This window comes from Cryptocyanus atlanticus LEGE 06306, from assembly GCF_056633155.1.
Map to the genome: position 1 here is coordinate 191,429 of NZ_JBSJOZ010000001.1, position 14,420 is coordinate 205,848.

At 63.9% G+C, this 14,420-nt stretch carries 10 protein-coding genes; 7 read left to right on the plus strand and 3 right to left on the minus strand.

Going from position 1 to position 14,420, the window contains the following annotated elements; translation table 11 throughout:
* Nucleotides 1-22: 22 nt before the first annotated feature.
* Both ACWJI7_RS01015 and ACWJI7_RS01020 read right to left on the minus strand, forming a co-directional pair.
* Nucleotides 23-511 (minus strand): RrF2 family transcriptional regulator, encoded by a 489-nt coding sequence (locus tag ACWJI7_RS01015; RefSeq protein WP_479934563.1) that lies wholly within the window; start codon nt 509-511, stop codon nt 23-25.
* A complete protein-coding gene (locus ACWJI7_RS01020; protein WP_479934565.1) occupies nt 508-2,070 on the minus strand; it encodes a UbiD family decarboxylase in 1,563 nt (520 codons plus the stop codon). The genes ACWJI7_RS01015 and ACWJI7_RS01020 overlap by 4 nt, the downstream gene beginning before the upstream one ends.
* Before the next feature lie 54 nt (nt 2,071-2,124).
* Here ACWJI7_RS01020 and ACWJI7_RS01025 point away from each other — a divergent pair, with 54 nt between their 5' ends.
* The 5 genes from ACWJI7_RS01025 to sds all read left to right on the plus strand — a co-directional run bounded on the left by ACWJI7_RS01025 (nt 2,125) and on the right by sds (nt 6,708).
* Nucleotides 2,125-2,880, plus strand: a complete 756-nt coding sequence (locus ACWJI7_RS01025) for a 2-phosphosulfolactate phosphatase family protein (RefSeq protein WP_479934566.1) — start codon at nt 2,125-2,127, stop codon at nt 2,878-2,880.
* Nucleotides 2,881-2,964: 84 nt separating this feature from the next.
* On the plus strand, nt 2,965-3,783 hold the full coding sequence (locus tag ACWJI7_RS01030) for a carbon-nitrogen hydrolase family protein (protein WP_479934567.1): 819 nt from the start codon (nt 2,965-2,967) through the stop codon (nt 3,781-3,783).
* Nucleotides 3,784-3,791: 8 nt separating this feature from the next.
* A complete protein-coding gene (locus ACWJI7_RS01035; RefSeq protein WP_479934569.1) occupies nt 3,792-4,883 on the plus strand; it encodes an N-acetylmuramoyl-L-alanine amidase in 1,092 nt (363 codons plus the stop codon).
* On the plus strand, nt 4,883-5,713 hold the full coding sequence (gene murI, locus ACWJI7_RS01040) for a glutamate racemase (RefSeq protein WP_479934571.1): 831 nt from the start codon (nt 4,883-4,885) through the stop codon (nt 5,711-5,713). The genes ACWJI7_RS01035 and murI overlap by 1 nt, the downstream gene beginning before the upstream one ends.
* 23 nt (nt 5,714-5,736) lie before the next feature.
* Complete coding sequence (gene sds / locus ACWJI7_RS01045; RefSeq protein ID WP_479934573.1) at nt 5,737-6,708, plus strand: solanesyl diphosphate synthase; 972 nt, start codon at nt 5,737-5,739, stop codon at nt 6,706-6,708.
* A gap of 21 nt (nt 6,709-6,729) precedes the next feature.
* Here the strand turns inward: sds and ACWJI7_RS01050 are convergent, their stop codons facing one another.
* Nucleotides 6,730-7,107 (minus strand): DoxX family protein, encoded by a 378-nt coding sequence (locus ACWJI7_RS01050; protein WP_479934574.1) that lies wholly within the window; start codon nt 7,105-7,107, stop codon nt 6,730-6,732.
* A gap of 262 nt (nt 7,108-7,369) precedes the next feature.
* On the opposite strand from ACWJI7_RS01050, the gene ACWJI7_RS01055 reads away from it, so the two are divergent.
* Nucleotides 7,370-8,191, plus strand: coding sequence for a helix-turn-helix domain-containing protein (locus ACWJI7_RS01055; RefSeq protein WP_479934576.1), 822 nt, complete (start codon nt 7,370-7,372; stop codon nt 8,189-8,191).
* 490 nt (nt 8,192-8,681) lie between these two features.
* Nucleotides 8,682-14,405, plus strand: coding sequence for a beta-ketoacyl synthase N-terminal-like domain-containing protein (locus ACWJI7_RS01060; RefSeq protein ID WP_479934578.1), 5,724 nt, complete (start codon nt 8,682-8,684; stop codon nt 14,403-14,405).
* Nucleotides 14,406-14,420 lie beyond the last annotated feature (15 nt).

Below are 14,420 nucleotides of genomic sequence, written 5' to 3' on the forward strand. Positions count from 1 at the left end.
GCCCCAGGCCGATGGGGCGGCGTCAGCCAAGCATCAGACCACCGTCGTCGCGGAGGCATTCCTGCCAGCTGCGCAGGTCGTGATGGAGATCCTCGAGGCTGAGCGCGGCCAGTTCCCGCTCGAGGGCCCGCCGCAGCCGTCGCTCCAGGGCCAGCGCCACCCGTTCACCCGCCGCCCCCGGGGATCGATCGCCCCCTTGGGCCGGTCGGCCCTCGATCGGGGCGTCGATCCACCCTCCGCCCAGGGGGGGAGACGGATCGGCGCCGATAGCCACCAGCACGGCGGCCAGGGGGATCGCGGCGGCCGGTCGGGCCAGGCGGTAGCCGCCGCTCCGGCCCCGCCGGGCCACGACCAGACCCCCCCGCCGCAGACGCAGCAGGATCTGCTCGAGCATCGGGCCCGGGATCCCCTGGGCAGCGGCGATCCGCTGCACGGGGTGCCAGGCGGCCGGCTCACCGGCCAGCTCCAGCAGGGCCTTGAGGGCGTGCAGGGCGCTCCGCCGGAGAATCACCGCTGCGCCGCCAGCCGCTCCAGCACGTGCTCCAGGGTGTAGCCGAACAGGCTGGGATCGGGATCCCGGTCATCGAGATCGGCCAGGCCGAGCTCCTGCCAGCGCCCGTCCAGGTGGTGCTCGATCGCTTCGCTCCGCCGCAGCGGCTCCCCCCAGTCGTGGCGCTTCTCGGGGCCGATCTTGGTGGTGGCGTCGATCGCCAGGCGACCGCCCAGCCCCAGCCTCTCGCTGGCGAAATCGAGGCTGTCGAAGGGGGTGTCCTCCAGCACGAACAGATCCCGCTGGGGATCCACCTGGGCGCTGATCGCCCAGATCACCTGGCGGGGATCCCGGATGCTGATGCTGCTGTCGACCACCACCACGAACTTCGTGTAAGTGAACTGGGGCAGGGCACTCCAGAACGCCATGGCCGCCCGCTTGGCCTGCCCGGGGTAGGCCTTGTCGATGGCGATCACCGCCAGCTTGTAGCTCAGCCCTTCCATGGGCAGGAAGAAATCCACGATCTCGGGGATCTGCTGGCGCAGGATCGGGGTGTAGATCCGGTTCAGGGCGATGGCCAGCATGGCCTCCTCCTTGGGGGGCCGCCCGCTGAAGGTGGTGAGGAAGACCGGATTCTTCCGCTGGGTGACGCACTGGAACCGCACCAGCGGTGACGCCTCCACGCCGCCGTAGAAGCCCATGTGGTCGCCGAAGGGGCCATCGGGCAGCTCCTCGCCGGGGGTGATCGTGCCCTCCAGCACCACCTCGCTGTGGGACGGCACCTCCAGATCCACCGTCTTGCAGCGGGCCAGCCGCACCCCTTCGCGGGCGTAGATCCCGGCGAAGAGCCATTCGGAGAGCTGCACCGGGATCGGGGTGGCGGCAGCCATCACCAGCAGGGGATGCACACCGATCGCCACTGCCACCTCCAGCTTGCGGCCGAGGGCCGCGGCCTTGCGCAGGTGGCGGGCCCCGCCCCGCACCGACAGCCAGTGGACCGTCATGGTCGTGGCCGACTGACGTTGCAGCCGGTAGACCCCGACGTTCGGCACCCCGGTTTCGGGGTCCTTGGTGATCACCAGGCCGAGGGTGATCACGCCGCCGGCGTCCCCTGGCCAGGGGCGCAGCAGGGGAAGGGCCTCCAGGTTCACCGCCTCACCCCGGAACACCTGCTGGTGACAGGGTGGGGTCAGGTCACGGTCCGGTCGGGCCCGCAGCACATCCCAGAGCACGCTGCCGAAGCGCAGCGTTTCCTGCAGTCCCTTGGGCGGGCGGGGCTGCTGCAGCAGGGCGAGGCGGCCGCCGAGGTCCTCAAGTTCGGCGGCCTGTTCCATGCCCATGCTCCACACCACCCGCTCGACGGTGCCGAGCAGGTTCACGGCCACCGGCATGGAACTGCCGATCACGTTCTCGAACAGCAGGCCCGGCCCGCCCCGGGCCAGCACCCGGTCGGCGATGGCGGCCAGCTCCAGATCAGAATCCACCGGTGCCGTGATGCGCCGCAGCTGTCCCCGCTCCTCCAGCAGGGCGAGGAAGCCGCGCAGATCCCTCGTGGCACTCCGAGGCAGCGTGACCGCCATCTGTCCGATTCCGTTGCTGCCTACTGTGACGCACGCTCCTGGCCCCGTGCGCCCGTGCAGATCTTCTACTTCCACACCTCCGAGCGGGTGCCCGCCGAGGGGGGTCCTGAAACGGGGAGCCCCGACGCCGCCGTGGTGATCGATGTGCTGCGGGCCACCACCACCATCGCCTGGGCCCTGCACAACGGCGCCGAGGCGGTCCAGGCCTTCGCCGATCTGGAGAGCCTCAAGGCGGCGGCGGCGGCCTGGCCGGCCGCGCGCCGCCTCACCGCCGGCGAGCGGGGCGGCGCGCGGGTGGAAGGCTTCGATCTGGGCAATTCCCCCCTGGCGGTCACCCCCGAGCTGGTGGGCTCCAAGCGCATCTTCCTGAGCACCACCAACGGCACCCGCTCCCTCGATCGGGTCCGGCAGGTCCCCCTGCTGCTGACCGCCTGCCTGCCCAACCGCAGCGCCGTGGCCCGACGCCTGCTGGAGGCCCGGGCGGAGACGGTCTGGCTCGTGGGCAGCGGCTGGGAAGGCTCCTATTCCCTGGAGGACAGCCTGGCGGCCGGAGCCGTGACGGCGGCGGCGCTGGATCTGGCCGGAGACGTCGGGGCCTCCGTCGCGGCCGGCAACGACGAGACCCTGGCCGCCCTCGCCCTCTGGGAACGCTGGCGGGAGGATCCCGAGGGTTGTCTGCGGGCGGCCTCCCACGGCCAGCGGCTGATCCGCCTCGGCGATCACGACGCCGACTTCCGCCGCTGCGCCGCCGTGGACGATCTCACGGTGGTGCCGATGCAGGCGGAGACGGGGGTGCTGCGGGCGAGCTGAGTCCGCCGGCCGCACCGGCCCGTGCCCCGGCCGGATCCCAGACCCAGCTCCCTTACAGTCCAGCCGATCGCAATTCCCCCACCGGTGACGAGCTTCCTGGCAGCCGCGCTCCAACTGACCAGCACACCGGATCCGGACGCCAATTTCGCCGCCGCCGAGGAACAGATCGAGCTGGCGGCCCGCCGGGGAGCCGAGTTGGTGGGGCTGCCGGAGAATTTCGCCTTCATGGGCGATGACGCCCGTCGGCTGGAGCTGGCCCCGGCCCTGGCCGAGCGCTGCAGCAGCTTTCTGGTCACCATGGCGCGCCGCTACCAGGTGACCCTGCTGGGCGGTGGCTTCCCGGTGCCCGCCGGCGAGGGGCTCACCTTCACGCGGGCCGAACTGGTGGGCAAGGACGGCCAGCCCCTGGCCCGCTACGACAAGATCCACCTCTTCGACGTCGATCTGCCCGACGGCAACACCTACCGGGAATCGGCCACCGTCCGGCCGGGCTCCCAGCTGCCGCCGGTCGTGGATGTGCCGGGCCTCTGCCGCATCGGCCTGTCCATCTGCTACGACGTGCGCTTCCCCGAGCTCTATCGCCACCTGGCCGGCGCGGGAGCCGAACTGCTGCTGATCCCGGCGGCCTTCACGGCCTTCACCGGCAAGGACCACTGGCAGGTCCTGCTGCAGGCCCGGGCCATCGAGAACACCGCCTACCTGCTGGCGCCGGCCCAGACCGGCCTGCACTATGGGCGTCGCCAGACCCACGGCCACGCCCTCGTGATCGATCCCTGGGGAACGGTGCTGGCCGATGCCGGCGTCGGGGTCGGCTCCGCCATCGCCCCCATCGCTCCCGCCCATGGCCACAGGGTTCGCGCCCAGATGCCCAGCCTCAAGCACCGCCGTCCCTCGCTGTTCTGACCCTGCCCATGGCACGTCCACCGCTGCAGCGGCCCCTGGGCGGCGTTCTGGTCGCCGGAGTCCTGCAGGCAGCCCTGCTGCTGGCGGCGCTGCCGGCCCGGGCGGCGAGCGCCCTGGGCGCCTGGTGGATCACGGCTGATGGCGTCCTGGAACTGCGCACCTCCCCCTCAATCACGCTGCAGGCCTTCTACGAGGCCGGTCGCGGCAGCATGGGGCCACGGATCTGGATCGATCTGCCCGGTGCGCCGATCCGCCCCCGCAGCCTGCGGGGCAACGGATCCATCCAGGAGATCCGCATCGGCAAACCCACGCCGGACACCACCCGGCTGGTGCTGGAGTTCCGGCCGGGGATCCAGCTGGATCCCCGGGAGATGCGCCTGGTGGGCACCGCCCGGGACCGCTGGCGGCTGGAACTGAAGGGTCTGCCCAGGGGCAGCCTCCGCGCCATGGGGGAAGGGGACCTCACCGCGGCGTCGGTGCCCTGGCGCTCCAGGCCGAATTTCGACCGTCGCCCGCCACTTTCGCCCTCCAGCCTGCCGCAGGTGCCCAGCGGCCGCTTCCGGGTCGTCATCGACCCCGGCCACGGCGGGCCGGACCCCGGAGCCGTGGGAATCGGGGGTCTGCGGGAGACCGATGTGGTCCTCGACGTGAGCCTGCAGGTGGCCCGGCTGCTGCAGGCCCGGGGGGTGCAGGTGCTGATGACCCGGACCTCCGAGATCGACGTCGACCTGCCACCCAGGGTGTCGCTGGCCAACAGCAGCAACGCCACGGCGTTCGTGAGCATCCACGCCAACGCCCTGAGCATGGCCCGTCCGGACGTGAACGGCATCGAAACCTTCTATTTCCAGGGCGGCCAGTCCCGGGCTCTGGCGGCGGCGATCCAGGATGCGGTGGTGAGCGTGTCTCCCGGCAGCCCCGACCGGGGCGTGCGTCAGGGTCGCTTCTTCGTGATCCGCCGCACCGTGATGCCGGCTGCGCTCGTGGAGACCGGTTTCGTCACCGGCAACATCGATTCACCGCGTCTCGCCGACCCGGCCCACCGCCAGCGCGTGGCCCTGGCGATCGCCAGTGGCATCCTGCGCTACCTGGGGGGCCGCTGATGGTGGGCCGCATCGGACTGCTCGACAGTGGGGTGGGCGGTCTGACGGTGTTGCGACGGGTGCTGGAGCACCATCCCGACCTGCCCTTCGTCTATCTGGGCGACACGGCCCGGGTGCCCTACGGCCAGCGCCCCCCCGCCGAGATCCGCCGCATTGCGGCGGAGGTGGTGTCCTGGCTGAGACACCAGAACGTGGGCGCCGTGCTGATGGCCTGCAACACCACCAACGCCCTGGCCTTCGATGTGGCCGAAGCGGAGGCCGGTGCGGGCCTGCCGGTGCTGGGCCTGATCCACAGCGTGGCGATCCGGCTGCGTCATCAGCGCGTCGGGGTGCTGGCCACCCCGGCCACGGCGGCCAGCGGGGCCTATGGCCGAGCCCTGCGGGCCGGCAACCCCGACCGTGTCGTGGTCGAAGTGGGCTGTCCGGCCTTCGTCCCCCTGATCGAAGCGGGCGATTTTGCCGATCCCTGCCTACGGGCGGCGGCCATCACCTATCTGGAGCCCCTGCTCGAGGCGCAGGTGCACGCGATCATCATGGGCTGCACCCACTACCCCCTGCTGGAGGAGCTGTTGCGGGAGCTCCTGCCCGCCGAGGTGGAACTGGTGGATCCGGCCATGGCGGCGGTGGATCTGCTCAGTGAACGGCTGGGGCACCGGCCGGCCCCGAAGGCACGCTGCTGCGGCCTGCATGCCCCGCCGCTCCCACCTGAACAAGGTCGCTTCTGCGTCACCGGAGATCCCCAGGCCTTTGCCCAGGCCGCAGCCCCCTGGCTGGGTTGGGAGCCGGAGGTCGAGCAGGTCTGCCTCCGGTCCTCGGTCCAGGCCTTCTAGGATCGGGTCACAGGGCGGGAGTCATGGCCACCGTTGCAGAGCTCCTCCAGCCGGTCGAGAACGACCTGGAAACCCTGCTGAGCGATCTGCGCAGCCTGATCGGAGCCGGCCACCCCATCCTTCAGGCCGCCGCCGAGCACCTGTTCAGCGCGGGAGGCAAGCGGATCCGGCCAGGCATCGTCCTGCTGCTCGCCCGGGGCCTGGCCCCCGATGGGGAGTTGGGCAGCCGCCAGCGGCGCCTGGCGGAGATCACCGAAATGATCCACACCGCCTCCCTCGTGCACGACGACGTGGTCGACGAGGCCTCCACCCGGCGCGGCGTGGATACGGTCCACAGCCGCTTCAACAACCGTCTGGCGGTTCTGGCCGGTGATTTTCTCTTTGCGCAGGCCAGCTGGCATCTGGCCAACCTGGATGATCTGGAGGTGGTGAAACTGCTCTCCCGGGTGATCATGGATCTGGCCGATGGCGAAGTGCGCCAGGGTCTCTATCGCTATGACACCGGCCAGAGCTTCGAGACCTATCTCGAGAAGAGCTACTGCAAAACCGCATCCCTGATCGCCAACAGCGCCCGGGCGGTCGGGGTGCTCAGCGCCCTCACCGAACAGCACCTCGATGAGCTCTATCGGTTCGGCCGGCAGCTGGGCCTGGCCTTCCAGGTGGTGGACGACATCCTTGATTTCACTGGCAGTGATCAACAGCTGGGCAAACCCGCCGCCAGCGATCTGGCGGCGGGCTACCTCACCGCCCCTGTCCTCTACGCCCTGGAGGAGCGTCCGGCCCTGGCCGGCCTGATCGAGCGTGAGCTCTGTGAACCGGGAGACCTGGACCAGGCCCTCGCCCTGGTTCGCGGCTGCGAGGCGATTCCCCGCTCCAGGGCCCTGGCCGAGGGGTTTGCCCGCGAAGCCGGCGAGGCCCTGCAATGGCTGCCTGCCTCCGATACCTCCACGGCCCTGCTCGGTCTGCCGGAGTTCGTGCTGAGCCGGCTCTACTGAGCCGGCAATCGGGGGGCACGCTCAGGGCGCACGGTTGGCCACCAGCAGCAGGCCGCCGATGATCGCCAGATTCTTGAGCAGCTGAATGCGCTCCGCAAGATCACCCACATCGCCATGGAAAATCGCCGTGGTGGGAATCAGGAAGACGAGCAGCAGCACCGCCCCCAGGCGGGTTCGCCAGCCACTGATCAGCAGCACCGATCCCACCGCCAGCAGCACCATGGCGGCCACCAGCGTCAGGGACGCGGCCGGAACACCCTGGGCGGCGATCCTGCCGGCCACCCGCTCGAACCCCCCCAGCTTCCCGAACAGCGCATGGACGAAGATCAACCCAATCAGGGTCCGGGCCAGGCCATCCAACAGGAGGCTGCCGCGGGAGGCGAAAGGGTGGGCGGTCACGGAAGCGGGGCGACTGGCTGAAGTCTGGCGCGATGGAGCCTCGCCGCCGCACAGACCCAACCCTCCGCCGAGACGGGGCCCCCGTCAGGAGGGCCACCGGAACCAGCCCTAGGATGACCTCCGCTGGGATTCCCTCCGCTTGAGCGACAGCCCCACCGCTGCAGAAGACGCGTCGAAACCGCAGAGGGCGGACAGCGGAAACCCGCAGCCCGGGGTTGTGGGAGCTGGGACTGCCCCCCAGGACGCACGGAATCCAAGGCTGGTGGAGCTGGGAAGCGTTCTGCGGCAGGCCCGCGAAGCCCGGGGTCTTTCCCAGGCGATCCTGGCGGAGCAGAACTTTCTCAGCACCGAGCGCATCGAAGCCCTCGAGTCCGGCGATCACACCCGACTGCCGGAGCCCATCTATCTGATGGCCCAGGCCCGCCGGGTGGCCACCAGCCTGGGACTGGACGGGAACGCCCTGATCGATCCGTTGCTGGATCTGCAGCTGCCCAGGGAGGGCCCGGCGCCCCCGGCAACAACCCTGGATGGGGCCGAACCGAACCCAGCCGCGGGCCAGACCCTGGGCTCAGAGCCACGGCCGCCAGCCGGGACGAACCAACCCTCTGGAGCGAAGACGCCCTGGGGGGCGGTGGCCGGAGGCCTGGCCGTCCTGCTGCTGCTGGCTGGCGGTGCCGCCCTGCTCTGGGGACGCCGCGGCCTGCAGCCGGTGTCACCGGTGCCGATCGCCATTGCGGAGCACAACCAGGAGGCCCCTGCTCAGAAGCCGGGGACAGACGCCGACAGGGTCGAGCCGAAAGCGACAAACGGCCCGGCGGCCGACCTCGGATCGACCCTGGAACTCAGCAGCGAGCAGCCGAGCTGGGTGGAGGTCCGCGACGGCGCCGGCCGGTCCCTGTACCGAGGGCAGCTGAAAGGAACGGCCCGATTCGCTCTGGGGTCGGGGCTGGAAGTGCTGGCCGGGAGACCGGATCTGGTCCAGGTACGGGCCGGAGAGGGGGCAGCCACCCCTCTGGGGCCCATCGATCAGATCCGTTGGCAGGCCTTCGACAGGATGGGGCAGCGGCAACCTCAGGAGCCCTGAAGCTGCACGCCCCTGGGCCCGGCGGTCCATGGTGTGGTCGGTACTCAGACCGGTCGTCACCCGCAAGATCGCCAGGATCAACGAACCCTGGAAGCGAAGCGTGGCGAGCCAATCCAGCGGGGGGATAAAGCTGTCACATGCGTTACAACGGGTGAACGCTCTGTGTTGTATTCAAACGTTAACCAGCTCCATCAATCGCCCAGGCCGTATTCCAGCATCACACAAGACAACGCCAGGTGCCCTGGAGAACCAACTCCAGCAAGGCCGCTGATCCGCTGCAAGGGGAACTGGGCCGTGCCGCAACCTGGGCTGTGTGCAATTGCTGATGTGGCCACGATGGGGCAACTTGATTGGATGATTTTAGTGATATAGATTGACTCACTGACGGCTGCGCTAAGAAATGGATAACCGCAATCAGGTGTTCGTCATGATCCGCCCAGTCGGGGCGTGGATCAGAGCGGCTGAGCGGGCAGCAGCAGCAGGGGCAAAAGTGTGTCTGGAGAGCTTTGGCTTTGAAGATCAACTCCCAGAGATCTGGGAGGATGGTGTGTCAAGGCTTGGTTCAGCCATCTTTGCAATGGCGTGCAAGAACTTCAACACGGCGAAGCTGGTCCAGTCCTTGGCTGCAGGAGCAGAATCGAGCACAAGCCATCCTGTACGGGTGATCGTGCCCTGGAGCCGGGTGACACGTGCTCAGGCTGAAGAGCTGGCAAGTCTGAACCCAATTCCAAAACTGGGCTCCATTCGAGATGTGGAGCAGGCCATGGAATCACCCTGGCAACAGGGAGATTCCCCAAGCCTTGTCATTGAAGGATATGAAGCAGGTGGTCTTTGTGGAAGCGATTCACAATATATCCTGATCCAGAAGGCCCTCAGCTGCTTGAAGTCCCACACCCTGATCGTGGCCGGTCCGTTAGGACTTCTTTCATTCTCAGCGTTGAACAGCCAAGGTGTTCGCTCCATCCTCCTGGACGAGCAAACCCTCCTTCTACAGGATTCCAACCTGCCGGCGGCCACAAAGCAGTTGCTGTCACGGGCCAATGGACGACAATCCATCGTCCTACGGTCATCGGAGGATGGAGCAGGGGAGGTCCGTTGCATCACGTTGCCTGGGAAAGGTGGACCGAACTATTTGTTTGGCAGCAGCATTGAGGCGTCACCATTATCTGAATTAGCAGCATGGAAGTCTCGATGGATGTTTCCCATTGGTGAAGGAATTGATCTAGCCAAGGAGTTCGCCACTCAGTACCGCACCCTTGGACGGCTGGTGAACGCCTACCGCACGATCAAGGTGAGCAGTAGCGCTGCCAGCCGACAACCGAAAACAATCGCCACGCAATTCGGTGTCCAGTACCCGATCATTCAGGGTCCCATGTCCCGAGTCAGCGACAATGCTGAATTCGCTGCCAGTGTCGCCAGGGGGGGGGCCCTGCCAACCATCGCAGCCGCAATGATGACAGCGGAAGCTCTTGACAAGGTTCTGATCAACACGTCCAAGTTGATTCCGGACCGACCCTGGGGAGTGGGTCTGCTTGGTTTCATCAACTCAGCACATTTACAGTCCCAGATCGCCGTTCTCAAGCGCTCAGATGCCAGTTTCTGCATCCTGGCAGGTGGAACGCCTGCCCAGGCCAAAGAGATTGCCTCCCAGACGCTTCGTGTGTTCATACATGCTCCCACTCCTGAGCTCCTGGGTCTCTTCATCAAAGAAGGCTGGAGAGACTTTATTCTTGAAGGCAGAGAATGTGGCGGCCATATTGGGCCCCTGAGTTCATTGAATCTCTGGGAACGATCCATCAAGGTCGTCCTGAACCAGAGCAGTGCGGTCAGCCGTGAAGTGTGCCTGGTGCTGGCTGGTGGTATTCATGACGAAGCGTCCGCAGCCTTTGCCGCCTACATGGTTGATGATCTGGTGAAAGCCGGAGCAACCTGTGGACTTCTGGTGGGTTCAGCCTACCTGGCAACGCGGGAGATCGTTGCCGACCAAGCCATCACTCAGACCTATCAGCAGGTCTCTCTGGACTGCACAAACACCGTCTTTCTGGAAACATCACCCGGCCATCAGAGCCGTTGTGCAGACACAGATTTTTCAAGGGAATTCAATGCCAAGCGTGATCAACTGGTACAAGATCAAGTGCCCGTCAGGGAGATCTCCAATGAGCTGGATGGATTGATTCTCGGCCGTCTGAGATTGGCCTCCAAAGGCCTGAAGCGCGACGGAGGAGGGCTGGTCAAAGTGACTGAAGAAGATCAGCTCAAGCTTGGTATGTACATGCTGGGTGAAGCTGTCTGCCTGATGGACAGGCAGACGAGCATCCATCAATTGCACGAAAACATCAAGGCCGGTCTGGAAACTCCAGCGCAACAGGCCAAGGCAGCCATCGCTGAACGCGCTCAGGGTGGCAGCAACCACGGAGAGTACAGAGGGCAAGAGGATATCGCCATCATCGGTCTCTCCTGCAAGCTTCCTGGTGCCAACAATCCAGAGCAGTTCTGGGACCTGATCACGCGATCCAGGGAGCAGATCAAGGAGATTCCCGAAGAGCGTTGGTCCATCAAGGATTTTTATTCAGCCGATTCCAAGGAAACCAACAAGATCCATTCCAAATGGGGCGGATTTCTGGATGCTGTTCAATTCGATCCCATTGAATTTGGAATTCCGCCACAATCATTAGCGTCGATTGATCCTGCCCAGCTTCTGGCTCTTGTTTGCGTCAAGGAAGCACTCCAAGACGCTGGCTACCCGGAGGAAAGTCTCTTTGATCGAGATTCCACATGTGTGATCCTTGGATATAGCGGAGGTCTGGGAGAGTTGGGGCAAGGCTACGTGATGCAGTCCGAACTTGCCCCCCTCTTGCATCATCATGAACAGATTGATTCATTGCTGCCAACCTGGACCAGCGATAGCTTTGCTGGAATCCTCCCCAACGTATCGGCAGGGAGAGTTGCCAATCGTTTCAATCTAGGCGGTACTAATTGCACAGTTGATGCTGCCTGTGCATCGTCACTTGCTGCGCTGGATGTGGCCGTTCACAAGCTCAGGAAAGGGGAAGTGAACATGGCCGTGGTGGGTGCCATAGACACTCTCCAGTCTCCTTTTGCCTACTTCTGCTTCTCGGAAACCCAGGCTCTCTCTCCCACTGGAAAAGCCAAGTCATTCACCAGCGAAGCCGACGGAATCGTGCTTGGAGAAGGTGCGGGAATCATGATTCTCAAGCGTCTGGAAGATGCGGAAGCTTCCGGAGATACGATCCAAGCCGTCATCAAAGGGATCGGGAGTTCCAGCGACGGACGCGGCCGGACCATGACAGCTCCATCCCATCAAGGGCAGGTGCAGGCCTTTTCGAGAGCCTACGCCGATGCCGGAGTGAACCCAGCCACGCTGGGCTTCTATGAGGCCCATGGAACCGGCACACCCGTGGGAGATCGCTCGGAGATCCAGGCGCTGACCACGTTCCTGGAAGCCCAGAACGACCCAAGCGTGCACTGTGCCGTCGGGTCCGTGAAGACCCTGATCGGCCATACCAAGAGCACAGCCGGATTGGCCGGGCTTCTCAAGGCAACACTGGCCTTGAAGAACAAGGCCATTCCCGTCCATAGCAGAACCAAAGCTCACATCAAGGAAGTCGTTCATTCGGAAACTGTTTATCTTCCAACGGGTAATCATCCATGGCTAGTGGCGGAAGAGGGGCAGCCGCGAACTGCAGGTGTCAGCGCATTTGGTTTCGGGGGAACTAATTTTCACGTCGTTTTGCAGGAGTATGTATCCAAAGAAAGTGATGGGCAACCTGCTTCGTTCTATCAACCAAAGCTTACATCTGGCTACAGACTGCTCCTGTTTACGGCTGAGCCTGGTCAATTGCTCAGTCGCATCAAGATGGTGCTGACTGAAGCACGACAGATGGAGGAAGAGTGCTCAGCGAATGGATTGACAACCTCTGTCAATCAGATTGTTGCTGACACAGTCACGAGCCAGGATCTAACGACTCATCAGTTTGAAGGGGCTGGAGAATGGGTCATCATTCTCTCCGATAACAGCAAAGCAGATCTCGGTGACAAGTTAGAAACCGTGGCAAACCTGCTGGAGGGGAAGGAACGTCATGCTGAGTTCATGCGCGAGTGGCTTGTCTGTCATTTGACCTCAGCCGGCATGCCGATCGAAGCGAAGCGGCCTGAGCAGATCGCCTTGCTCTTTCCGGGTCAAGGTTCCGACTATGCCGGGATGGGAGCTACATGTATGGCAGCTGCGCCACTTCAGACCCATGAACTCCTGAAGCAACTGATCCCTGACGCGAAGACCCGGGCAGAAGTGGTGGACCACTACATGTTCGGAACTTCGGACACCAAACATGGGCCACCCGCGGAGCTCAAACAGTCCCTGCTGGCTATCACTGAATTAGCCTATCTTGAACTGGTGAATCATCTGGAGATCCCCTGGTCAGTCGGGCTTGGGCACAGCCTGGGTGACTTTGTCAGTTTGTACGCCACGGGATGGCTCTCAGCCGCGGAACTTGTCGAATTGTTGAGGAGCCGTGGTGAAGCGATCCATGGCTTCGGCCAGGCTGGCTATGGGATGTCCATCCTCTTCTGCACCGAAGCCCTGGCCCGGGATGTACTGAAGAAATCCCAAAGCCAGTCAGTCACCCTGGCAAATATCAATTCCCCAGCTCAGGTTGTGCTCTCAGGATTGAATTCAGAGCTGGAATCTATTGAAACTCTGTGTCTTCGCGATGGAATTGCCACCCAAAGGATGCAATCGAACCATCCGTTCCATTCCAGCTTGATGGGAGAATGCAATGAACGCTTCAAGCAGAGCCTGGCAGCTGTCAGGTTCGGAAACAATCAGCCATGTGGTCGCCAATTCATCCTAAGCACCTCACCCGGCTCCCGCGATATCGACTCAAAGACCATCCAGGAACTCCTGGGTACTCACATGGTCTCCAGTGTCGACTTCATAGCTTCTGTTCAGCGTGCCGAAGAAACAGGTTGCTGCTTCTTTATTGAGGTTGGACCGAAGAAGGTCCTATCAAAACTCGTCCGTTCAACGCTGAGCGGCACCGATTCGATGGCGGTGTCGCTGGATGGACTCCAGGGAGTCGATGACCTGCTGGGATCACTCATGCGGATTGCCTCCCACGGGGTTCCATTAAGCTGGTCCAAGCTGAATGCCATGCTTCAGCATCAAGACTCAGCCCCATCCACTCGTGCGGCTGCTGGGAAAAAGAAGACAACTGGATTTAACTACTTCATCAATGGTGCCCATGCCTGGAAGTCTCGCGAGAAAGCCAAGCAGAGGGCCCAGCACGATGTTCACCATGCTGTATCGGTGACAACCAGTCGTCAGTCCGTGACGACTGTGGTTGAAGATACGCATGCTCCAGTCATGCTAACATCGGTCCAATCGTCCCCAAACCAACTCACACTCGCTTCGATGAATCAACCCACTTCCTCCAGCAATATCCGTCTTGAAGCGTTTCGCACCTACCACGAAACCCTGCGAATGATGATTAATTCGCAAACCCAGGTCTTCTCGGCCTTTCTTAATGGTGCAGCACCAGCGGGTCAGGAGACCCTGGCGGCTTCCACCATGCTGTTACCTGAGCATCAGCTGAATGGGCATGGGATCCAATCCGAACCGATTTCAGCGATTGCATCCCCGCCGCTCACACTTTCCAACCCTTCTCCTCAACCCACAGGTCAACAACAGCCCACTCCATCCTTGGCTGCTGCCCCCCAGGAGAGTGGCAACGGAGGGATGCCAATCCAGCCCACCACTCCGTTGGCGACTATCCCTCAACCCCTCACTCCGTCCACGCCAGTGGCACCTCCCACTCCCACAGCCCCCCTCAATGGCAACGGGAACGGGACTTCTGCCGAACTGAAATCCGTCCCAACTGGCCTGGATGCCGCAACCGTCTTGATTCAACTCACCTCCCTGTTGTCTGAGAAGAGTGGCTACCCTGTTGAATTGCTGGATGCTGATCAAGACCTGGAATCCGATCTCGGCATCGATTCCATCAAGAGAATTGAAGTGATGGGTGGATTCATGGCGACTCTCTCTGACGTGGCGCCTGAAGCGATTCAGAGTATACAGACAGGCACTCGAGACCTCCGAACCCTGAGAGAGGTGTCGGCACACATTGCCTTGATTTTAAATGGGGATCAGCCGAATGTTGCCCCTACCCCTGCCGAGGTGATTCAGCCGGGAAAGTAACCAGCGGGGTAAGCG

Coding starts and splice junctions, on each gene's coding strand:
- ACWJI7_RS01035 (WP_479934569.1), top strand. CDS start 3,792: ATGGCACGTCCACCGCTGCAGCGGCCCCTGGGCGGCGTTCTGGTCGCC.
- ACWJI7_RS01020 (WP_479934565.1), bottom strand. CDS start 2,070: ATGGCGGTCACGCTGCCTCGGAGTGCCACGAGGGATCTGCGCGGCTTC.
- murI (WP_479934571.1), top strand. CDS start 4,883: ATGGTGGGCCGCATCGGACTGCTCGACAGTGGGGTGGGCGGTCTGACG.
- sds (WP_479934573.1), top strand. CDS start 5,737: ATGGCCACCGTTGCAGAGCTCCTCCAGCCGGTCGAGAACGACCTGGAA.